The organism is Janthinobacterium sp. 1_2014MBL_MicDiv, from assembly GCF_001865675.1.
Classification (GTDB): Bacteria; Pseudomonadota; Gammaproteobacteria; order Burkholderiales; family Burkholderiaceae_D; genus Janthinobacterium.
In genome coordinates, this window is the sequence record NZ_CP011319.1 from 2,603,936 (window position 1) to 2,625,355 (window position 21,420).

The 21,420-nt window shown below is 61.0% G+C and carries 24 protein-coding genes; 20 read left to right on the forward strand and 4 right to left on the reverse strand.

Going from position 1 to position 21,420, the window contains the following annotated elements; translation table 11 throughout:
• Nucleotides 1-187: 187 nt before the first annotated feature.
• Together YQ44_RS11305 and YQ44_RS11310 are read left to right on the forward strand one after the other, a co-directional pair.
• A complete protein-coding gene (locus tag YQ44_RS11305; RefSeq protein WP_198043917.1) occupies nt 188-451 on the forward strand; it encodes a DUF378 domain-containing protein in 264 nt (87 codons plus the stop codon).
• 13 nt (nt 452-464) lie between these two features.
• Nucleotides 465-803 (forward strand): hypothetical protein, encoded by a 339-nt coding sequence (locus tag YQ44_RS11310; protein WP_071323466.1) that lies wholly within the window; start codon nt 465-467, stop codon nt 801-803.
• A gap of 167 nt (nt 804-970) precedes the next feature.
• Here YQ44_RS11310 and YQ44_RS11315 read toward each other — a convergent pair whose 3' ends face one another.
• Nucleotides 971-1,336, reverse strand: coding sequence for a c-type cytochrome (locus tag YQ44_RS11315; RefSeq protein WP_071326415.1), 366 nt, complete (start codon nt 1,334-1,336; stop codon nt 971-973).
• A 324-nt stretch (nt 1,337-1,660) separates the two neighbouring features.
• Entirely contained in the window at nt 1,661-2,539 is an 879-nt protein-coding gene (locus YQ44_RS11320) for an EamA family transporter (protein WP_071323467.1), read from the reverse strand.
• 241 nt (nt 2,540-2,780) lie between these two features.
• On the opposite strand from YQ44_RS11320, the gene YQ44_RS28875 reads away from it, so the two are divergent.
• The 10 genes from YQ44_RS28875 (at nt 2,781) to YQ44_RS11360 (ending at nt 8,246) form a co-directional block, all read left to right on the forward strand.
• Entirely contained in the window at nt 2,781-3,032 is a 252-nt protein-coding gene (locus tag YQ44_RS28875) for a hypothetical protein (protein WP_156894787.1), read from the forward strand.
• Nucleotides 3,033-3,220: 188 nt separating this feature from the next.
• Nucleotides 3,221-3,520 (forward strand): hypothetical protein, encoded by a 300-nt coding sequence (locus YQ44_RS11325; RefSeq protein WP_156894788.1) that lies wholly within the window; start codon nt 3,221-3,223, stop codon nt 3,518-3,520.
• Between the two features lie 83 nt (nt 3,521-3,603).
• A complete protein-coding gene (locus YQ44_RS11330; protein ID WP_156894789.1) occupies nt 3,604-3,966 on the forward strand; it encodes a hypothetical protein in 363 nt (120 codons plus the stop codon).
• A 180-nt stretch (nt 3,967-4,146) separates the two neighbouring features.
• Nucleotides 4,147-4,476, forward strand: coding sequence for a hypothetical protein (locus tag YQ44_RS11335; protein ID WP_156894790.1), 330 nt, complete (start codon nt 4,147-4,149; stop codon nt 4,474-4,476).
• Between the two features lie 287 nt (nt 4,477-4,763).
• On the forward strand, nt 4,764-5,468 hold the full coding sequence (locus tag YQ44_RS11340; protein WP_071323471.1) for a CPBP family intramembrane glutamic endopeptidase: 705 nt from the start codon (nt 4,764-4,766) through the stop codon (nt 5,466-5,468).
• Between the two features lie 144 nt (nt 5,469-5,612).
• Nucleotides 5,613-5,870 (forward strand): hypothetical protein, encoded by a 258-nt coding sequence (locus tag YQ44_RS11345; RefSeq protein ID WP_156894791.1) that lies wholly within the window; start codon nt 5,613-5,615, stop codon nt 5,868-5,870.
• An 81-nt stretch (nt 5,871-5,951) separates the two neighbouring features.
• Nucleotides 5,952-6,266, forward strand: coding sequence for a hypothetical protein (locus YQ44_RS11350; RefSeq protein WP_070259164.1), 315 nt, complete (start codon nt 5,952-5,954; stop codon nt 6,264-6,266).
• A gap of 102 nt (nt 6,267-6,368) precedes the next feature.
• A complete protein-coding gene (locus tag YQ44_RS28880) occupies nt 6,369-6,686 on the forward strand; it encodes a hypothetical protein (protein WP_156894792.1) in 318 nt (105 codons plus the stop codon).
• Nucleotides 6,687-6,915: 229 nt separating this feature from the next.
• A complete protein-coding gene (locus tag YQ44_RS11355) occupies nt 6,916-7,464 on the forward strand; it encodes a hypothetical protein (protein ID WP_071323473.1) in 549 nt (182 codons plus the stop codon).
• 368 nt (nt 7,465-7,832) lie between these two features.
• Entirely contained in the window at nt 7,833-8,246 is a 414-nt protein-coding gene (locus YQ44_RS11360) for a hypothetical protein (protein WP_071323474.1), read from the forward strand.
• A gap of 88 nt (nt 8,247-8,334) precedes the next feature.
• Here the strand turns inward: YQ44_RS11360 and YQ44_RS11365 are convergent, their stop codons facing one another.
• Together YQ44_RS11365 and YQ44_RS11370 are read right to left on the reverse strand one after the other, a co-directional pair.
• On the reverse strand, nt 8,335-10,197 hold the full coding sequence (locus tag YQ44_RS11365) for a phytase (RefSeq protein ID WP_071326416.1): 1,863 nt from the start codon (nt 10,195-10,197) through the stop codon (nt 8,335-8,337).
• A gap of 17 nt (nt 10,198-10,214) precedes the next feature.
• The gene (locus tag YQ44_RS11370; RefSeq protein WP_071323475.1) at nt 10,215-12,740 is read right to left on the reverse strand and encodes a TonB-dependent receptor; all 2,526 of its coding nucleotides are present in this window, start codon (nt 12,738-12,740) and stop codon (nt 10,215-10,217) included.
• Nucleotides 12,741-13,055: 315 nt separating this feature from the next.
• Between YQ44_RS11370 and YQ44_RS11375 the strand changes: the two genes are divergently transcribed.
• The 8 genes from YQ44_RS11375 (at nt 13,056) to YQ44_RS11410 (ending at nt 21,262) form a co-directional block, all read left to right on the forward strand.
• Nucleotides 13,056-13,946: a GGDEF domain-containing protein gene (locus tag YQ44_RS11375; RefSeq protein WP_071323476.1), complete on the forward strand. Its 891-nt coding sequence runs from the start codon at nt 13,056-13,058 to the stop codon at nt 13,944-13,946.
• Complete coding sequence (locus YQ44_RS11380) at nt 13,946-14,971, forward strand: AraC family transcriptional regulator (RefSeq protein WP_071323477.1); 1,026 nt, start codon at nt 13,946-13,948, stop codon at nt 14,969-14,971. The genes YQ44_RS11375 and YQ44_RS11380 overlap by 1 nt, the downstream gene beginning before the upstream one ends.
• Before the next feature lie 425 nt (nt 14,972-15,396).
• Nucleotides 15,397-16,791, forward strand: coding sequence for a class I SAM-dependent methyltransferase (locus YQ44_RS11385; RefSeq protein ID WP_071323478.1), 1,395 nt, complete (start codon nt 15,397-15,399; stop codon nt 16,789-16,791).
• Nucleotides 16,791-18,134 (forward strand): sensor histidine kinase, encoded by a 1,344-nt coding sequence (locus tag YQ44_RS11390; RefSeq protein WP_071323479.1) that lies wholly within the window; start codon nt 16,791-16,793, stop codon nt 18,132-18,134. The genes YQ44_RS11385 and YQ44_RS11390 overlap by 1 nt, the downstream gene beginning before the upstream one ends.
• Before the next feature lies 1 nt (nt 18,135).
• Entirely contained in the window at nt 18,136-19,233 is a 1,098-nt protein-coding gene (locus tag YQ44_RS11395; protein WP_071323480.1) for a hybrid sensor histidine kinase/response regulator, read from the forward strand.
• Nucleotides 19,226-20,239: a response regulator gene (locus YQ44_RS11400; RefSeq protein WP_071323481.1), complete on the forward strand. Its 1,014-nt coding sequence runs from the start codon at nt 19,226-19,228 to the stop codon at nt 20,237-20,239. Before YQ44_RS11395 ends, YQ44_RS11400 begins: the two co-directional genes overlap by 8 nt.
• 148 nt (nt 20,240-20,387) lie before the next feature.
• Nucleotides 20,388-20,729, forward strand: a complete 342-nt coding sequence (locus tag YQ44_RS11405) for a hypothetical protein (protein ID WP_071323482.1) — start codon at nt 20,388-20,390, stop codon at nt 20,727-20,729.
• Between the two features lie 128 nt (nt 20,730-20,857).
• Nucleotides 20,858-21,262: a hypothetical protein gene (locus YQ44_RS11410; protein ID WP_156894793.1), complete on the forward strand. Its 405-nt coding sequence runs from the start codon at nt 20,858-20,860 to the stop codon at nt 21,260-21,262.
• Nucleotides 21,263-21,420 lie beyond the last annotated feature (158 nt).

Below are 21,420 nucleotides of genomic sequence, written 5' to 3' on the forward strand. Positions count from 1 at the left end.
GCATGTCGGAACGAATCACGGCAATGAATCAGGAGTTTTCCTACTGATTCGGGCGGGATTGTCTGACTAGCCATTTGAGCCGCCGCGCCTACACTCCAATCCTGGCCCGCTGGCGCATGCCTGCCGGCGGCATCGCGATTGTCAACCGTAACATTAAGTGCAGCATTAACCGCAACAGGAGACCGAGATGGCGAATATTCAATCGGGTACGGAAGGGACGGCACGCACGGAACTCATGGCCATGCGCCTGAATGCGCTGGACTGGGTGGCCATGGTGCTGCTGATCGTGGGCGGCTTGAACTGGGGCCTGGTGGGCCTGTTCGATATCGATGTGGTGGCGCGCCTGCTCGGCGACGTGACGATGGCGTCGCGCACCGTCTATGTGCTGGTGGGCCTGGCTGCCCTGTATTCGATCTATCTGTGCGTGCGCAAGCTGCCGTCCAAGCCATGACGGGAGAGCTGCCATGCCTGTCGGCGCCAATCCCAAGCGTGAACGCGAATTCAGGAAACTGGACAAGGATTTCAAGCAGGAAGGGCGCTATCGGGGCCGCGAGGAAGAAGTTGCCGCCCGCATCGTGAACAAGCAAAGGGCGCAAGCGGGCGAAACGCTCGTGCCACGGGCCGGCAAGCCAACGGGCAAGGGTGGGGCACCGGAGCTACCCATCGACGGCTACCAGCACCTGACGGTGGCGCAGATATGCGGCAAGCTGGAGGGCCTGTCCGCTGCCGACCTCAAGCGTTTGCGTACCTATGAAATGGCGCACAAGAAGCGCAAGGGCGTATTGCAGGCGCTGGGAGCCTGACCTGGCGCGGCGTGGTTCCTGTGGCTTGATGCGGGGCGTTGCTTTCAGCCGGCGTGGCTTCGCACGGCTTGCCGGTCTGCGGCGCGGCCGTGCGCGTTTGCATACGCTTATTGGTCTGGCTTAGGTTTAAGCTTGGTGGGCTTGGTGGGCTTGGTGGCTTGATTGGTTTATTGCTGCGTACGCAAATAGGCCAGCAAATCGGCCACTTGCTGGGCATTGCCGATGCCCCAGAAGCGCATGTTGTTGCCCGGAATGAAATCGCTGGGCGCTTTCAGGAAAGCGGCCAGATTGTGTTCGGTCCACACGACCTGGGAGTTTTTCATGGCCGCCGAATAGCGGTAATCGGTGGTGGCGCCCGCCTTGCGGCCAATCACGCCCGTCAACTTGGGGCCGAAACCGCCGCGCGCCGATGGCCCCACCTGGTGGCAGGAGGCGCACTTGCGAAACGCCGCCTTGCCCGCCTCCGCATTGCCCTTGAGGGCGGGTGCCGCTGGAGTTGGCGCTGTGACGGCGGGCGCAGCCGCAGGGGCCATGACGGCTTGGGAGCAGAGCACGGCGAACAGCGTGGCGGCCGCCAGGCTGTTGCTACGCATGCTGGTCGACGGCAGGCGCAGCGGGCGGTGAAGGAGATAATGGCAAACTTGTAACAGGTTTTTCATGGTGAAAGCGGATGCGTCAGGCACGTGCGTGGCAAGCGATGGCGCATTTTACAGGGTGGTATGGATACTTGCCTTTATGCATGCATCCGCTGCGGCAGGTCTGGGCCACGGTGTGGCCTGTCTTGCCGCTGCTATCTGCCTTGCCGCATTGCCGCATGCGCGTTGCAGGCGGTAGCAGTTACAGTCGGCATGCCGCCGCTAGCGCTTGCCGCCTTGCGCCCCCAGCGCCGCCATGGCCGAAGCGAAGACGATGCAGCCGATGGCCAGCCACTGGGTCATGCTCAGCAGTTCTCCCAGCACCACCATGGCGGCCAGTGCGCTGACGGCCGGCGCGGCGCTGCTGAACATGCCGAACACGCCTTGCGGCAAGCGGCGCAGGGCGAAGATTTCCAGGGAATATGGCAGGGCGCTGGAGAGCATGGCAATCGCCAAGCCCATCAGCGCAATCGACGGCGCCAGCAGGGCCGTGCCCGAGTAAGTGATGCCGATGGGTACCGTCACCATGGCCGCCACCGTCATGCCCCACGCGACGGCTTGGCCGCCCTGAAGAGTGGAAGCGCGCTTGCCGAAGATGATATACAGCGCCCAGCACAGCGCCGCGCCCAGCGCATACGCCACGCCGATAGGGTCCAGGCTGCCCGGGCTGCCTTGCAGCGGCAACAGCAGGTACAGGCCGAACACGGCGCAAGCCACGGCCAGCAAATCGCGCGGCCGCCGCGACGACAGCATGGCCACGGCCAGCGGCCCCGTCACTTCGATGGCAACGGCGATGCCGATCGGTATCAGCGCAAACGCCCGGTAAATCAGCAAGTTCATCAACCCCAGCACGGAACCGTAGACCAGTAAATTCAGTACATCCTTGCGCGTCAGCCGAAAACGCCACGGCCGAAAGATGGCCAGCAAAATCAAGGCTGAAAACCCCACGCGGTAGGCCGTGATGCCCTCGACACCGATGACAGGAAACAGATTCTTCGCAATCGCCGCCCCCAGATTGACGGAAATCTGCCCTCCCAGTACGGCAAGGGAAGGGAGCAGGATGCTGTCGGGGAGGGGGGAGGTCGAGGCGGGGGAGGTCATGGGGCGTGATTTTAATACGCCTGGGCCTGCCAGTCGCTGGCAACTTGGTAAGTTGGGGAGATTTAACTGGGCAGCCGCTGGCATCGCTGGCGTATCGCGGCTTCTGCCAGGTCATTTTCTTGATGTTGTGTTGCGAAATACGCTACAGTTGCAGAATTGTTTGCTCATGGCCAAAAGCTGCACGTTGTCAGTGAAGCGGCTAAGCATTGTCATATTTTCAAATTCAGATAGGATTTAAGCCATGGAAAACAGCGCGCCAAGTCTTTTTGCTTCATTTCTTCCATTAATATTGATGTCACTATTGATGGCAATACCAGCACATCTTCTGGCTAAGGAGAAGGGACGCAATGTCACAAAATGGACGATTCTTGCATTGATTCCGATTGTAAACTTCGCATGTATCTGGTTCTTCATCGGCGCATCGAATCTAAAGCTCGAGCGCAAAATTGACGATTTAGCGCTTCGTTTGCAATCCCAGAGCGATAAGAAATAAATTACCTCACTGCCCGCTGTCGGCCAGCACCGGATGCTTGGATACTCGCCAATTCGTCTGCCCGCACAGCTTCCGTAGTGCAGACTCAAGCCGGCGGCATAGTTGCAAGCGATAATTGGCTTCCGCACGAAGCCTCCCGGTCTTTTAATCTATGGGCCCGCTGGCTCAGCTACAAGCTAGGTTGCACCATGGAGTATTCGTTTTCACGCTTGATAATCGCGGCTAGTTTGGCTTGTTTAGTCATGGGTGCGGCCGCTATTCATCAGATGCGCCTCAGTCGCTCCATCGGTAAAGTAAAATACTTTCTGCTTAAATTGGCGCTGTTAGTCTGGCTAGTGAGTGGACTATTTGTCGGAACACTCTACAGTCACGGAATCGATGTGGCGTGGTACATTTTTGGTGTCGCCGTTAGTCTGGCCGGATGTGTCGTTGCAGGCATTGTGGTGCTTGCCTGGCTGCTTTTCACAAGGCGCAAGCAGGACAGTTAATATACTTTATGAAATTGCCTCGCTTACGAATTTAGTTGCCGACCGATATCTGCTTCCGGCCAGAAGCGGACGGTTAGAACGCCATGGGTAAAGACATGCCGCGTAGCGAAATCAATGAAATGACGCAGCGTGAGTGGCGTGAGTTCGGTTTCTTCTATGACAGCGATGATGACGCCAAGGAGTGGCGATTGGTTGGGACCAAGGCAGGGCTTCGACAGTTCGCACATGCAATGCAAAAATATGCAGCAAAACCTAGCAACGATTTAATTTCGGCACACGAACACTTTGGCGCCTACAGTTACCTTGCGCTCGGCACTTGGGCAACATCGGAGATCAGCGACCATTGGCTCGCCGGTTCGCTGAAGGACATTCAAAGGCCCATCAACGATTCCAAACGCAAGTCGATTTTGCGTCGTTTCTACCCAGACTATTTTAAGCGAGGATAGCTAGTGCAAAAGTAGCCGTTCGATAGAATGGAGTCTGTCTAATTCAGGGCGTGCAGTCGCCCTTGTCTAAATATGGAATCAATCACAGTGATGGCAACCAAGTGGAAGAACCAGGAGGTGTGCAGCTGCAATGGCCTCGTGTGCACCAACGGTGATATCTACGAAGTGCACGAAACCTGGATGGCCAAAGTACATGAAAAACAGGAGCCTGGCAGTTGGCTCAATGTCGCGATTCTGGCGCAAGAAGAGCTGTATGGTGGACAGTACATAGTCAAGTGCGGAGAGGCGGCGGAACATGGCTCAATCGGCGTAATCGTTTTGGAATCGCTGCAAAATCATGAACCTGTTTGGACGTTTGTCTCGGATCAATCCAATCCATTTGATCAAATAACAATCAAGGCTGGCTGGGTTGTGGTGCTGTCAACGTCAGGCGCCGTTTTTCGGTTTGGCGCTCCAATTAGGGAGGTAAGGCTTCTGCTTCCGCGTACTTCAATCCATGGTTCTAACTAAGCAAGCTTGTAGAGTGGACGCAGCGTATCCATTAGCTTTGCGTGACACCTTTCAGGCAGCCTTCGGCCAACAGCAGTCATTCATATTGACGTGATAATGCGTGACTTTTCCCTTCGGTAATTTGCTATTCTCTGGGGGCGCTGTAAAAAGCGGCCACGGTCGGGTGTTGGAATGATTGGCTTTCTGACGCCTGCGCCGATGCTATGTTCGCGCTTATACCTTACCGACGAGGCATTGAACAAATGCAGCGGCATCATGCAATACACCGCCTTAATCCTGCCAATACCATGCTGAACATCCTGCTCGCGCTCTATCTGCTGTTTGTTTTTCCTGCCTTGAACGTGTGGCGCAGCCTGCGTCCGAAGAGTAATAAGCCCCGTCCACTGCTGCTTCGTTACTGGTCAATGAGTTGGCATGTACTAGTACTACTGGGCATCCTCTGGGTCGGTTCCTGGCAAGCCGGCTACACGCTACGCGAAATCGGCTTCGATCTGCCCCTTTCCAGCGTCGGCACCTGGGGATTGGCCTTCGCCGTGTTGCTGCTGTGTGGCCTTTCGCTAGTCGTCAACATCATTGAGCGTCGTAAAACGCCACTGGCTCGCGCTGAGAATGAACGCAAGCTGCTGGATTCATCTTTCCCTTGGCCGCTTACCGGCGCTGAGACGCTGGCCTTCGTGGTCAGTATGTCGCTTACGAGCGCTGGATGGGAAATCCTCTACCGCGGCTTTATTCTGCTGCTACTGACACCCAGCACAGGCTTGCCGATTGCCATCGCGGCTTCTGCTCTTGCCTACGGCATAGGGCACGGCTACAAGAACCCGAAGCAGCTAATCGCCTCGATCGTGTCGGCCTTCGTCTTTACGATCGCATATGCTTTGACGCACAGCCTGTGGTGGCTGATCGTCATCCATGCTGGTTTGTCGCTAATCTCAGTTCCGGTGGTGTTCCGGGCGCGACAGCGCCGTGAAACAGAGATCGCACATGCGGTGTAGAGGAAAGTTCGAACGCAGACCCATCAACGACGAAGGTGCTGGATCGTGAATCTCTGAAAAGAGGTAGAAGCTGCCACCAGCCATCTGCCGCCGCTCGCCAATGTAAGAACTGAAGCATCAGCGATTTATTTTTGGAGCATCGATTTGGAAAATCTAGTTGTATTGCGAATTTTCGACAATGACGGCGTAGACTTGAATGGTGTCAAACTACGCTCAGCAAGTGAGGTCGCTGAAGCTCTTGAGAAAATCGGCGCCGAAAACTCGGACATGACCGTTTCTGTCGAGGCCACCGATTCCAAATGGTATGAGTCTATCGGAAAGGCCATTTACGGTAGCCACCGGGCGGGCTTTTCAGGTGAGCGATTTCGCGTACTCATCGACGGTAAGCCTCTGGAAGCCTGATCTACACCGGCTGCTGTCGGCCAAAAGCGGACCTAGCCAAATACGTGAACAACGCCATGAATATTAAAGGAATGATCGCGCATGAAGATCGAAGACCTAGCTGAGACCTACGTGCTCTCCTTCTACCTGGAGCAGCGCCATTCCTATTTTCTGACGAAGTTGATTGGCTATGACGGGACACGATTTGAGTTGCTGGCGACAAATTCCGATGGCTCGCCAATTGGATTTGAAGTTGGCGAACTTCGTTTTGCCGGGAACATCACAACTCGTGAGAATGTTCCAAGTCTTGGTGAGCTTGAAGGTGCGGCGACAACTGAAGATGGTGCAATCCTTGAAGGTGACTTCGGCGACATCAGAATTCGCGCAAACAACATTACCATCAAGAAGGAATCCTAGTTCTCGATGGTCCGCTTTGGGGCGGAACCTGCCAACGACGGCAACCGGCCAATAACGGACGTTGGAAACAACTCGAACTATGCAATCAAAAAGAAAGAAAACATGTTTAAAGTCGCCTTTCTAAAATACGTGTTCGATTCAGACCGTGATGACCCAAATGCGCGCTTCGCAGTTTTAAGTAGAGAAGAGATGCTTCCCTTCGCACCTCAGCCAGGCATTGAAATTCAGTGGTCACTTGAACGACCTCAAAAAGTCATTACGAGTACATGGAGTGCGGAACATCAAGGTTTTAGATGCAGAGTCGAAGATGACTATGCCGATAATTTTAGTATCGACGAATTTGATTTCGATGGATGCTTGGACGATGCCCCTGAACGAGGGTGGAAAGTTGAGTCGGCATATCCTGCTCAGAAAAAATAATTATGTGGGAGCACTCGGACGAAAGTCGACCTTAGGGATGCAGGACAGCAGATAAACTCTCAAGATGCAATGAAGTGGCAGCGTAAGGATAGGTGCCAAGATACCGCTGCCCATCCGGCAATCCTACAAAGATTGCCAGCGCTAAAACAGATTGCTATATTGCAAAACGACCAAACGAATTGGTTCGATCAAGATTCCCCACTAACTCCTCGTTTAGAAAGTATCGTTCATGATCCGGTTTGCCGCTTTACTCGTGGGTCTGTCTTTCAGCGCAGTGGCGCACACAGCGGCGGCAGCCGTGAAGGCCGGTGATCGGCTCCAAACATGCTTGCATCAGAAGCAGGAGCGCAGTGCAGCGATGCAGGCACGGGACTGGGAAGCGATGGAGAGGTTCGCGAACGCCTATATCAAGCGTTGCGCCGGTATCGACCGACCACGAGACTTTTCTACTGCCCACTGGGAAGCGGCCATGGCCGCAATGAAGCTCGGCCGACCTGCGAGTGCGCTGAAATACCTGGACCGCTGCATCGAGGTTTCCTATGCGAACGCTGCATGCCAGGTCGAAAAGATCTACGTGCTCATTAGCATGCAGCGGACGGATGAAGCCCGCAAGTTGCATGCGACAGCCAACCGTCTGGTCAATGGCCAGGTGGAAGCAACGGAGCGCGCGCTGCGCGGGCCGGTAGCTGGAGTCGAGAAGGAAGCGCTGGAGATCGAACTCGAATCGTTACAGATTAGCCAGCGTTCGCTGGCGATGTACGGCGAAGAATTGGAGTAGCTCGCTTGTGTCGGCGACTTTGCCGCAATCGGTGTCCAACGCAGTAATGACGTGGTATGTGCCTCCGCTTCCTTAGCGCTCGAATGTCTGCAATGGGGCGGAAGCAGACGTCACAGGTCTTGCCTTGTCTGCGGACTGAGCGTCCTTGCTGCATTCACGGGCCTTTAAACGCGTTGAAGTTTGACGCCGTTGCTGTGCGCGTTGACAATGACGGCACGTACATGGGCTTCAGGATGAAAATAGGCCATCTGCATGCTGGCCGTGATTGCCTGGCTTATACTTGCCGCCGGCTTGATCGACGCGACCGTTCTGCATGCATGCCTGCCTGTCGCTCCGCATATTCACATGTAACCCAGGAGTCGTATTGCATGACTGTTTTCAGTATCGGTGGCACCAATTTTGAAGTGGACGTGGCGAAATCAGGCATTCGCCTGGAAGGCGATGGCAGTGGCTTGCTGGAGCTCAATATCGATATCCATGGCGACGACGATGTATTCATGCGCTTGACCGAGGAGGACGATGCGGAATGGGCGTGGGCCCTGTATCCGCCGGCCTTTTTCCTGCACGGCTTGCGCGTGCAGGCAGGGCCGCAGGGGGAATTCACTGCCGGTCCGCTTGATACGGAGTCCGATGCCGAGGAGTCGGGTATCTATATGATGGAGTACGGCGACGTATCGGCCGTCCATGTCGTCGAATTGTCGGCGCGGCGTCTGGCCATGTCGGGCATGGTGGACTTGTGCGGCCAGCGGCTGCCATTTCATATCGAGATGCCGCGCGCATAGTGCCGGGTACTCGGGGGCGGTTCCCCCGGGGTCGGAATGCGCGCCATTGGCGCGTATTCCCCGGCAGATCTGCCCCCTTCCTGCGTCATTACTCCAGCTTCAACGCCTTCGCCACATCCGCCCACGCCACATACTTGAAGTTCTGCGGGCCGTCGGGCAGGCGCTTGTAGCCGTCCTGTATCACCAGCATGCCTTGCGCGTAGGCGCCGCCCAGGTTGGCGGAGGTAACGTCGAGACCGTCCGTCTCCGACGTGCCGTCTATGCCGGCCGGCAAGTTAAAGCCGACCTTGAAGCGGCCGCGCACCTTGTACGGCGCTTGCGCGTCGAGCACGACGTAGCTGCTGTCGCCCTGGCTGGAGACGACCAGGTAGCCGGTGTCAGGCGCGCTACCCGGCTGGCGGTAGATAGCCATGCCTTCCACGTCGGCCGTCAACTGCGGGCCGACCGGCAAGACCATGGTCAGCGCGTCCGGCTTGGCGGCGTCGGCCGAGGTGGTCCACACGCCGCGCGTTTCTTCGCCGAGGAAGAGGCGGCCATTGGCGTCGTCGGCCACGCAGCCTTCCGGTTGCGTGGCGACCTTGATGCTGCGCAAGAGGGTGGCGGTAAACTTGTTCTCGCTCATGCCGATCCGGTACTGCTGGAAGGTGCCGTCCTTGTCGTTGATGAACGCTTCCACGCCGCCGCCAGCCGGCTGGTACAGACACATGCCGTAGATGCTTTTCAGCCCGGTAGGGAAACGGCCCGCCTCCGTCACTTCGCCGCTGGCATTGATCGTGAACAGCATCATGCTGTTGTCGTCGCGCTGGGTGGCGACGGCCAGGTCGACCTTGCCGCCGCCAAGGCTGATGTTCTGCCGCACGTCGACGTTGTTCAGGCGGCCCACTTCCAGCAGCTGGGTTTGCTTGCCTTGCAGGTCGTAGACGAGCAAGCCTTGCTTCTTGTTCGTGCCGAGAATGCGCGCGTCGCCCGGCTTGCTGGACAGCCAGATGGCCGGGTCGTCGGCCGCGTCGCCCTGGCGCGCCATCGGTTCCGTCTGCGCTTGCGGGGCGACGATGGCGACCGCTGGCTGGATTTCCGCCTGGCCCGTCCACTTCAATGGCCGCGCTTGCCAGCCATTTTTGCCGCGCAGCAATAACGAGCTGGCATCGAGCGCCAGCTGGCTGTCGCCCTTGCGCACATTCAAGGCGACGGCTTGCGGCGGCAGGGCCGTCCACTTGCCGCCCTGGTGTGCCAGCAGATGCAGTTTTTCTGCCTTGCCGTCGAGCACGGCCACGCCGCCGGGCAGCACAGCCAGTGCGCCGGCACCGCCATCGAGCTGGCCATACGGCTTGCGCAAGGCCACGACTTCGCGCTTGCCCATGCCTTCGGCATCGGCGTCATACGCCCACACGCCCATGTTCGCTTCGCTCACCAGCAGGCGCTGCGCGCCATCGTCGATCCGGCAATGTTTCGTATGCGGCGGCAAGGCCAGCTTGCGTACCAGCTGGCGCTGCTCGCCCTGCATCACCCACTGTTCCGCTTGCCCATCCTTGCCGATCAAGAACAGATGCTCGAGCTGCTGGGCATCGCGGTACAGACACGACGCTTCCACGGAAAACGTCGGCACGGGAAACGGCGCCAGTTTCACCAGCTTGCCGGCCTGTACATCGACGGCGACGGGCAGCGGGCGCTGCGTGTCCGCTTCCAGGAAGACGGCCAGAACCTTGCCGCCATCGATGCGCGTGTCGAGCTGTTTGGCGCGCACGGCGATGCGGTCCTGTTCCTGGCCGGCAGGGTCGAACAGGCGCAGGCCGTGCTTGTCGAGAAGCAGCCAGCCGCCGCCGGGCAGGCGCGCCAGCTCTTCCGCTTCCTGCGTGAAGGCGGGAGGAGCCATGGCGGCGGGCGCGGCCTGCGTCACGCCGCTGAAAGAAAAGGCGGCCAGCAAAGCACTGCAGAGTACGGTCTTTTTCATCTTGTTCAAATTCATCATCAGAAGGCGCTGGCTTTCAGGCTCACCTTGAAGGTGCGGCCATATTGTTCGTTCTGCACGTTGTATTGCTTCGTGCCCTGGTAGACATAGTATTTCTCGTTGTTCAGGTTGGCCGCTTCGAAAATCACCTGGAATTGCTTGTTGATCTGGTATGACAGCGAGAAATCGAGCTGCTTCTGGCTGTCGACGATGTGGTCCTGGCTTGAATCGAGGATATCGCCGCCCATTTCCAGCAGATACGGCGACTTGTAGTTGAGGGCCAGGCGGGCGCTGACGGGACCCGTTTCATAGCCCAGCATCAGGTTCATCACCTGGTTCGACTGGCCCGGCAGGCGGATGTCGCGGTTGACCTGCTTGCCTGCCGCCTTGTCGAAACGGCCGATCTGCGCGCTCGACGTGCTCAGCGTGCCATTCACGCCCACGAGGAATTTGTTCCACGGCGCCGGCAGCATGCGCAACGGCTGCATATAGGCCAGTTCGATGCCTTTCACCTTGGCCGCATCGCCATTCGCATACGAGGTGGCCGTCGTGTAGCCGGCCCACTGGCCCGTGCCGGCCAGGTTCGTCGTGTACGTAAAATTCTTGATGTCCTTGTAGAAACCGTAGGCCGACATCACGCCGTCATTGCCCAGCACGCGCTCGATGCCCAGATCCAGGTTGTTCGCCTTCAGCGGCTTCAGGTCCGGGTTGCCGATCACGGCTTCCGTGTTGCTGGCCAGGCTGACGCCGGGCGCCAGCTGGCTGAAATTGGCGCGCACCACGGCTTGCGTCCAGGCGGCCCGCACGCTGGTCTTTTGATCCAGGTCATAACGCGTCTGCAGGTTCGGCAGCCAGTTGGTGTACGAGCGTGCGCGCGTCAAGGGCGTGGCGACGCCGGCGCTGTCCACTTGCGAGCCGGCCGCTTCAAAGCTGGTGCGCTCGGCGCGCACGCCACCGAGGAGGTGCCAGGCATCGAAGTCGTAGCTGTTTTGCACATACATGGCGTTGATGTCTTCATGCATGCGGTAGTCGTTGATGATGGACTCGGTTGCCAGGCGTGCCTTGGCGCGGTCCAGCCCGGCCACGCGGGCGCGGATCAGGGCCGGATCCAGGGCCACGCCGATGTTGCCCAGGTCGTAATCGAGGCTGTGGCCTTGCACGAAGCTGCTCATCGACGTGGACCCGGCGCCCCAGTAGTTGCCGCTGGTGGCCTTGCTGCTGTTGTACGCCCATTGATCCGTGTCATTGCTTTTCTCGCGGCGGCTGACCTTGGCGCCGAATTTCAGGGTGGCGATGTCGAACTTGCGCGCCAGGTCGATGCGCGCGTGGTGTTCATTGTCCTTCGAGTAGCGCTTTTGCAGCGTGATGGCGTTGAGCGCGTAGCTGGCCGGGTCGTACAGCGAGGCGGGGCCGCTCAGCCTGGGTTGCTGCGTATCGGTGAAGCTGATGCCGGGGAAGTTGCTGAGACCGCGGAAACGGCCGTCGTTCAGCGATTCCGGCGTGTCTTCCGTGGCGCGGCTCATGCCGCCTTTCACGTCCAGCGTCCAGTCGCCCGATTTTTGCTGCGTGCCCAGCACCAGCGAGCGCACCTGCTGCGTGTACTTGCGCTGGCGGATGCGGCGCTCGGCGCGCGCGCCGGCCGTTTCCCCTTCGGCCAGGCTGCCGCCGGCGATATTGCTGATGGTCAAGCGGTCGCGCACTTCATTGTCGGAAAACTCGCTGACGAACGAGCGCAGGAACCAGCTGTTGCCCGCTTCGGGACGGTAATCGAGGTTGACGGCCAGCGCGCCGCGCTTGCGCACGGGCAGGTAGTCGCGCAATTCCAGGCCGGATACGCGGCCCTTGCTCCAGGCGCCGCCCGTTTCCACGTCGTCGGAACCGAACGAGCGCTTTTCCGCGCTCAGGCCGGCTGCCACGCCCAGCTTGCCGTCGAGGAAGCGCTGGGCCCACAGGGCGCCGCCGCTGGGGCTGGTCTTGCCCGTCTTTTCATCGTGGCTGGCGCCCACGTTGGCCGACAGCAGCTTGCCCGGCAAGTCGAAGGCGGACAGCGATTTCACCTCGACCGTGGCACCCAGCGAGTTGGCGTCCATTTCCGGCAGCAAGGTCTTCGACACTTCCAGCGTGCGGATCAGGCCGGCAGGCAGGATGTCCAGCGCCACGGCGCGGCGGCCCGCTTCCGGCGACGGCACCAGCGCGCCATTGATGGTGACGGCGTTCAGGTCCGGGCCCAGGCCGCGCACGGTGATGTAGCGGCCTTCGCCCTGGTCGCGCTGCACGGACACGCCCGGCAAGCGGGCCAGCGCCTCGGCCGCGTTCTTGTCGGGCAGGCCGCCGATATCGTCGCTGCTGATGACGCTGATGATGTTGTCGGCTTTTTCCTGCGCCGCGATGGCGTTGCGCAGGCTGGCGCGCTGGCCGCTGACGACCACGGTGGCGGCCGCCTGGCCGTCTTCCTGTGCCTGGGCCTGGCTGGTGCCGCCAAAGACGGCCATGATGCCGAGGGCCAGGGCCGTCAGGCGCAGCGGGGAGGGAGTCGAAGTGTGCATGGTTTTCATGAAGAGCTCGGTTAGGGGAGGGAACCGGGCGGATTCTAGGCAGCAAATATGACCATTGCGTGACAGGCAAGGGCTTGCCGCCCTGAAAACAACGGCAGGCAAGCGCTTTCCAGCCAGAAATGAATCGTGGTGAGCTGAAATGACCTGCGCGCGCCGGGCGCATGGGCTGGCGCTTGCCGCATTTGCATCATGTTGCTTCGCAATCATGAGCCGTTTGCACCTGTCGCACGCGAGGCGGGCATGTCATCGTGCCGTCATGGGCGGACGCTATCGTGGCGGCAGCACCACTTTTAAAGGTTTCCCCACATGCTGCCACTCCACCGCAACAGCCTGATTGCCGCCGCGCTGGCGCTGCCCCTGTTCTTTTTCCTTTACGCCACCTTGGGGCAGCCGAAGCCGATCGCCCTCTGGAAGTGGATGGACATCGTGTGCGAAGGCGGCACGGCCATCATGGCCGGCGTGTGGTTCCTGTTTACTCTGAGCAGCCGGCCGCGCGGCCTCGTGACGCGCCTGATCGCCGGCGGCCTGTGCGCCATCATGCTCGGTTCCTGGGCCGATTGCCTCGACGAATTCTTCGCCGTCGACAAGCGCGCCGTGTGGGATAACTGGCTCGAAGGCTTGATTCCGTTCGGCATGCTGCTGCTGACCATCGGCATGTATTACTGGCGCCACGAGCAGTTTCGCCTGAACGAGCACCTGCAAAAGCGCGAGCGCCTGTTCCGCGACCACCGCGCCTTCGACCGCATCACGCAGCTGGCCGACGCCAGCTACCTGCGCACGCAGATCCGCCTGGAGCAGGAGCGCCGGCCGGGCCTCGATTGCGCGCTGGTCTTGCTCGACATCGACAGCTTTCACCTGATTAACCGCGAATACGGCCACCGCGAAGGCGACCGCGTGCTGCAGGCCGTGGGGCACATGCTGCTGCTCAATCTGCGCAATGACGACTTGCTGTGCCGCTATGCGGGAGACCGCTTCGCCGTGCTGATGCCGGGCGTGTCGCGCGAGGCGGCGGCCGTGTGCGCGCGCCACCTGTGCGCGATGGTGGGGCAGATGCGCCACCACGCCAACGACAACCGCGAAATCCGCCTGAGCCTGCGCCACGCCTGTTCGCTGGCCGATGGCGTGCCGGAAGTGGTCCTGGCCGAACTGAGCCGCGCGGTGGAGACGCCGCGCGCGCATGCCGCCGCGCCCGCCTGATGTCGCTGAACCAGGCGGGCGACCCCAGCATCGCGGCGCGCCACCAGCCGGCGCTGGTGCTCGACTATGCGCGCAGCCGCGACCTGGCCACGGCGCCGCTGCTCAAGGGCACGGGCCTCGATGACGGTCCGCTGCCATCGGAGGAAAGCCAGGTCAGCGCCGCGCAATACCTGCAATTGCTGGCCAACGTGGCGCGCGGCCTCGACAGTGCTGACACGAGCTTCATGCTGGGCCAGCAAATGCTGCCCGGCCATTACGGCGCCGTCAGCCACGCCTTGCTGCAGGCGCAGAACCTGCGCCAGGCCTTGAGCATCCTGTGCGACTTCCACACGCTGCTGTGTCCGCTGTTGCAGCCGCGCCTGCGCGAGGCGGGCGAGCTGCACGTGCTGTACTGGACCGATGCGTTCGGCGCCCCGAGCCAGCTGCCTTTCCTCGTCGAGATGCACATGACGGCGCTGGCCGCCATGTGCCGCTGGCTGGCCGGCGAGACGCTGCCGTGGCGTTTCTGCTTCAACCGGGCGCAGCCGCGGCATGTGGAGCAGCACGAGGTGCACCTGGGCCAGGCGCTGCGTTTCGATTGCCAGGTCGACGCCATGCTGATCGAATCGGGCTGGCTCGACCGTCCCTGGCCGCGCGGCAATGCCACGGCGGCGGCGCTGGCCATGCGCGCGGCGGCATTGGCGCCGGCGCCGGCCGCCAGCCTGCTCGGCGCGCTGTACGACTACCTGCTGGAGCATATCCGCTGCGCGCCCACGCTGGAGCGCACGGCGCAGGACTTCGGCGTCAGTCCCGCCACCTTCAAGCGCCACCTGGCGCGCCATGGCACGCATTTCCAGGCCGAGCTCGACCAGGTGCGCGCGCACAAGGCGATCTACCTGTTCCAGGCCCATGGCTACGACAACGACGCCGTGGCCGCCTATCTCGGCTTTCATGATGCCACCAACTTTCGCCGTTCGTTCAAGCGCTGGACGGGGCAAACGCCGCAATTGCTGCGCCACGCGCTGGCCCTGTTCGTCGCTGGCTGAGAACGCGGATCAACACCTGCTGCACGTCGCGATGACGGCCTGCGCTGCCCGCTGCCTGCGCGGCCCCGTGCACGGACAGCGGCGCTTCGCGGCCGTATCCCGCTTCCGCCCGCCACGGTTTGGATGGGCGTTGCCCGTTCCTGGCCGGCGCGAATTGCGGCAGCGTTGCGCGATAGCGCCAGTGTGAGTCGTTCCAGAGGGAACAATTGCCCGTTCTGCTACATCCATAGTACACTCGGCAAGAGAGCGAGCAGACGCGCTTTGAGGCGGTCCGGCTGGCGTGGCGTCACACGACGCCGCAGCGCCGCCATATCGATGGTGCGCCGGTGGCAGCCGACCGGCTTGCCTTGCCTTAACCCAGTCTGGCAACTGGCGCCCCGATGGCTGGCGCGCCGGAAAACCGGGCCACTTGATAATGTTCAATCGTGTATTCACAATCGCAAATCGATCCAGTCGTCAGTTTCCGCAACACCCAGGGTGAGGCGGTGCGCGGCACGATTTTCAACCTGCAGCGCAACTCGCTGGTGATGGAAATCTACAATCCATACTCGATTGTGCAGGTCAGCGAGGTACTCAACGAGCTGACGGTGCGCATGGGGGCGAAAAACGCCTACGTCGGCAAGGCGGTCGTCATCAGCAGCGTCAACACGGGCCTGACGGCGATCGTCTCGGTGACCCTGATCGACGAATGGCGCGAACTGAGCGATGTGGTGGTGGTCAAGGGCGCGGTGGCGAAGGAGTCCAGCGCCTTTGTCGCCGGCTGGGGCGAGCGCTTCCGCATCCGCCGCGACTACCAGATCGTCGTCAATGAAATGCGCGCCTTTTTGTCCGAAGTGGCGCGCTGGGTCGAGCAGGTCGACTTGTCCGACTCGCTGCCCAAGGAAAATGGCCGTTTGCGCGCCGATATCTTCGACGAGCTCGCGCTGCCGCTGATGGAGCAAACCCAGCTGTACTTGCGCCAGCTCGAGACCGAGGCGTCGCTGGTCGAGGAAGAGCGGGCACCGGCCCACCGCGCGTTTGCCCAGGCGGCGCTGCACCCGCTGATCCTGCGCGCGCCATTCGTCTTTCGCACGTTCACCAAGCCGCTCGGCTATGCGGGCGACTACCAGATGGTCAACCAGTTGCTGGACGACCCGCGCCAGGGACCGAGCACGTATTTTCAGATCGTCAATGCGGCCTTCCTGCAGGCGGCCGTGGCCACCGCGCACCGCAACCGCATCGATATCCTGACGGAATTCCTGACGCAGAAGGCGGCCGCCGCGCGCGCCGCCGGGCGCGTCTTCAAGGTGCTCAACGTGGGCTGCGGCCCGGCCATCGAAGTGCAGCGCTTCCTCGACACCTGTGCCGATGCGCAGTGGCTGGCCTTTGAACTCGTCGACTTCAGCAGCGAGACGCTGGACTGGACGCGTGCGCGCCTGACCACCATCATGCAACGCACGGGCCGCGTGGTCGAGATCGACTATGTGCACGACTCCGTGCACAACCTGCTCAAGCGCCGGCATGGCGCCGGCGTCACCGGCTTGCCCGGCAGTTTCGATGCCGTGTATTGCGCCGGCCTGTTCGACTACCTGTCCGACAAGGTCTGCGCGCGCCTGCTGCTGCACTTCGCTTCGCGCGTGGGGCCGGGCGGGCGCCTGCTGGTGACGAATGTGCACGCCAACAATCCCGGCAAGTTCGGCATGGAGCATTTGCTGGAATGGCATTTGATCTATCGCAATGAAGAGAGCCTGTCGGCCCTGCTGCCCGAGTATGCGACGGACCCGCATATCTATGTCGATGCCACGGGCGTGAATGTGTTCGCGGAAGTGAGCATTCCCTGATGGATACTCCAGGCCTGCACGCCGGCTACACGGCCGTTTTGCGCGACTTCCGCCTGGAATTTAGCCGCGGCGGCGCCTACACGGGCATCGTCCTGATCCTGCTGGGCATGGGCCTCGATTCGGCCCTGTATCCGGACATGCAGTCAGCCTTCACCAGCGCCCGCCTGCTGGTGTCGGTGCTGATCTTTATTGTCGTGCTGGCCATGCGCACGCGCTGGGCGCAGGACCGCATCCAGGGCCTGACCTTCGTCTGGCTGCTGCTGCCGCAGCTGATGATCGCCTGGATGATCGCCGTCACCGAAGGGGCCGCCTCCATCTATTACGTGGGCATGACCCTGGCCATCTATTCGTCGGGCATCGTGCTGGCGTTTGGCCTGTGGCAAAACATGGTCTTCGGCGCCGTCTCCTGCCTGCTGTACGTGGCCGCCTGCGCCTGGCATGCGCACGGCTTCGACTTGCAGAGCACGTTTATCGTCAATTGCCTGTTCCTCATCATGTCGGCCAGCATCAGCGCCGTGTTTACCTACTTTAACGAGCGCGCCCGTTTCATGCTGTTCCAGCTGAAGGCGGAAGTGGCGCAAAAGAACACGCAACTGGAAGAAACCAACAAAAGTTTGGCCGATATCAAGGGGCAGATGCTGCAACAGGAGAAAATGGCGGCCATCGGCACGCTGGCCGCCGGCATGCTGCACGAGGTCAACAACCCCGTCAATTTCTGCATGATGGCCATCGAGGTGGCCATCGAAGATCCGGCTGCCAAGCAGAGCGCGCTGGTGAGCGAATGCCTGGCCGACGCCAAGCAGGGCATGCTGCGCGTGCAGCACATCGTTTCCGACTTGAAGACCTTTGCCTACCGCAAGAGCGGCAATCAGCTGGAAACGGGGCACTTCCAGTTCCGCAGCGCGCTCGACGCGGCGATCCGCCTCGTGGGCCACGAAACGAAGAATGTCAGCATCAGCCATGACTTGCCGGTCGATACCCTGGTGCGCGGCGACGAGGCGGCCATCGTGGGCGTCCTGATCAACCTGCTGGGCAATGCCGTGCTGTCCATGCGCAAGGGCAATGCGCCGCCGTTCGAGATCCGCATCACGGCCCGCTGGGACGACGACCGCCTGCGCATCAGCGTGCGCGACAATGGCCCCGGCATCGCGCCGGAAAACCTGGCGCGCGTCTTCGAACCGTTCTTCACCACGCGCGAAGTGGGGCAGGGACTGGGCCTGGGGCTGAGCATCAGCTATGGCGTGATCGAGCGCCATGGCGGCACGCTCAGCGCCGAGAGCGAGCTGGGCGTATGGGCCAGCATGAACTTCGACCTGCAGCGCTCGGATTGGGAGGGCCGCTAGCATGGATAACGATAGCCGCGCCTGCGTGCTGTATGTGGACGACGAAGCGCTCGCCTGCAAGTATTTCGAGCGCGCCGTCGCCACGCGCTACCGCGTGCTGACGGCGCCCGGCGTCGATGCGGCGCTGGCCTTGCTGGAACAGCATGGCGGACACGTCGACGTGCTCGTGACCGATTACCGCATGCCGGACCGCCTGGGCAGCGAATTGCTGCAGGAAGTGGCGCAGCGCTACCCGCACATCGTCTGCATGCTGGTGACGGCGTATGCGGACAAGGACGTGCTGCTTGAGCTGATCAATGGCGGCACGGTGTTCCGCCTGCTGGAAAAGCCGCTCGACCTGAACGCCATGCACAGCGCGCTGCAGCTGGCCGTGCAGACGGGACGCGAGCGCACCGCGCGGCGCCAGGGCCTGGTGGCGATGCAGGAGTCGCTCGCTTTCCTGGCCCATGAATTGAATACGCCGCTGGCGGCCATCGCCAATTTTGCGCGCGGCATCGAGCGGCGCACGCAGTCGGCTGGCGCGCAACAGGCCGAGATCGGCGAGGCGGCCGCCCTGATGCATGGCAATGCCCGTTATTGCCTGTCCGTCCTGGCCAGCTTCATCGACACGGTGCGCCTGGCCAGTGCCGGGCCCGGCATGCAGGATGGACGCGGCGCCGGCAGCGCGCGCCAGCTGCTGGCGGCACTGCTCGACAGCTACCCGCTGAGCACGCAGCAGCGCGGTGCCATCACGGTCGAGGCCGGCGAAGACTTTGCCATCGCCGAGTCGCCCAATTGCGTGGCGCTGATCCTGTCGTCCGTGCTGGGCAATGCCTTGCGCTCGGCCGGCGAGCAAGCCCATCCGGCGATCAGCATCCGCATCGGTGCCGGCCACATCAAGGTGCGCGACAATGGCGCCGGCATCGCCCCCGAGATTGTCGAGCAGCTGTTGATCGACCCCGTCAGTGCCAGCAGCGATGCGGGCAAGGGCTGGGGCATGGTATTTTGCCACCGCATGATGCAATCGTTCGGCGGCAATCTCGACATCGCCACCGAGTTTGGCAGTTCCACCACGGTGACCCTGAATTTTCCAGTACATATAAGGAACGAGCATGATTGACGCCAATCTGCGTTTACCGGCTCAACGAGAGCCGGCGCAAGGCTTGCCGACGATACTCTATGTCGATGACGAGGCCAACGCCCTCAAATATTTCCAGCGCGCCATCGCGCCGCTGGCCGACGTGCTGACGGCCACTTCGGTCGAGGAGGGCAAGCGCATTCTCGACGAACAGGCCGACCGCATCGCCGTGCTCGTATCGGACCAGCGCATGCCCGGTGCCTACGGCAACGAGCTGCTGTCGTACGCGTGGGACCGCCATCCGCATATCGTGCGCATCCTGACGACCGCGTATTCCGAGCTCGAGCACACGGTGGAAGCCGTCAACCAGGGGCAGATCCACCGCTACATCCAGAAGCCGTGGGATATCGCGGCGCTGCGCATGGAGTTGAAACAGGCGCTGGAGCTGGCGCGGCTGCGCAACGAGCATGCGCAATTGCTGCGCGAAAAGCTGATGGTGCGCCAGCGCCAAGCGATCGCCAACCGCATCGGCACCCTGTACACGCTGTGCGCCAGCCTGGCCGGTCCGGAACAGCAGCTGCCCGTGGAAGCCTACCTGTCGGCGGCCTTGACGGCCGGCGTCACGCCGCCCGAGCCGGACTGGCTGTTGATGGATTATGCCGACCTGGTCAGTTCGGAAGCGTTCCGCGGCACGGCTTTTGCCGCCGCCGTGCGCCAGCAGCTGGAAACGCTCGAGCGCGAGCATCCGGGGCGCGGCGTCGAGCAGGCCATCGACATGCTGCAGCCTGCGTTTGGCGCGGCGCTGCAAAACCAGGCCGGCACGGCGCTGTTCCTCGATGGCCGCCTGTTGACGGAATTCCTTGAAACGCCCACCACCACGCCCGTCTCGGCCACCCATGCGTTCTGGCTGGCCAATCTGCTGTGGCTGGCGCGGCGCGGCTGGTCCTTGCAGCTCAGCAAGGGCGAACAGGGTTTGCTGGGCAAGGTGGTGCAAGCCGAACCGGCCCTCACGCCCGATCACCTGGCGGCGTGGATCGAGCAGTTTTAAGCATGCGGTCCGCTTTCACGCGCCAACGCGGCGCCGACGGCGTGCAGGCGAACCGTTTTCATGCGGTGGATGGTATATTTAATCTTCGAATAACTTTGTTTATTGCATCCCCCAATATAAAATAGGGTTTTATTGTATTCATATTCAAATGAAACCTATTTTACTGAGCCTGGTTTTTGCCCTGTCTTTTATTTCATCGCAAGCCCATGCCGAGGGTTCCATTATTGGCAAGGTCTCGGAAGTGCGCATTGATTCCGACGGCAAGGGCCTGGTGACATTTGTCGACGTTATCACGGGTACGCCGCCGGCGTGCGCCATTGCCGGTTATAACCATTCCCTGGCATTTGATGCCGCGACGGCCGGCGGCAAGGCCTTTTATGCCATGGCCTTGCTGGCCAAATCCAGTGACGGTGTTATTTTTGGCCTGGGAAAAGGCGTATGCGTGACTTACGGTGTCGTCGAGGATGCCAATATTCTTTTCTTGAAATGACGAGTATCGGGTTTTCTGGATAAAACATCCTGGCCGCTCCGTCACAGCAGCTGCCCGTGGCAGTGCCGCTGTCGGCGCTCCTGACGGCCGGCGGACCGTTTTCATGCGGTGGATGGCATATTTAATCTTTGAATAACTTTGTTTATTGCATTTGCCAATATAAAATAAGGTTTTATTCTATTGATATTCAAATGAAACCTGTTTTATTGAGCCTGGCTGTTGCCCTGTCTTTTATCTCGTCGCAAGCCCATGCGGAGGGCGCCATTATTGGCAAGGTCGCGGAAGTGCGCATCGATTCCGATGGCAAGGGCCTGGTGACATTTGTCGATGTCGTCGTCGGCACGCCGCCGGCGTGCGCCATTGCCGGTTATAACCATTCCATGTCATTTGATGCGGCGACAGCCGGTGGCAAGGCGATGTACGCGCTGGCCTTGCTGGCCAAATCCGGCGGCGCCACGGTTTATGGCCAGGGCAAGGGCACTTGCGCGATTTACGGTGTCGTCGAGGACGCCAGTATTCTTTTCCTGAAATAATAAGCGCAAGGGCATTCCCATGTGAATGCCTGTCAGCTTGGATGCTTGCTGGGCCCGCCGGCAGGCGGCGCAATGCACCTGCCTGCATGGATATGCAAGGGCCGCGTCTCCAGCCGTCATCCCAAAAGAACAGGGCCGCGCAGGCCCTGTCCGTCATG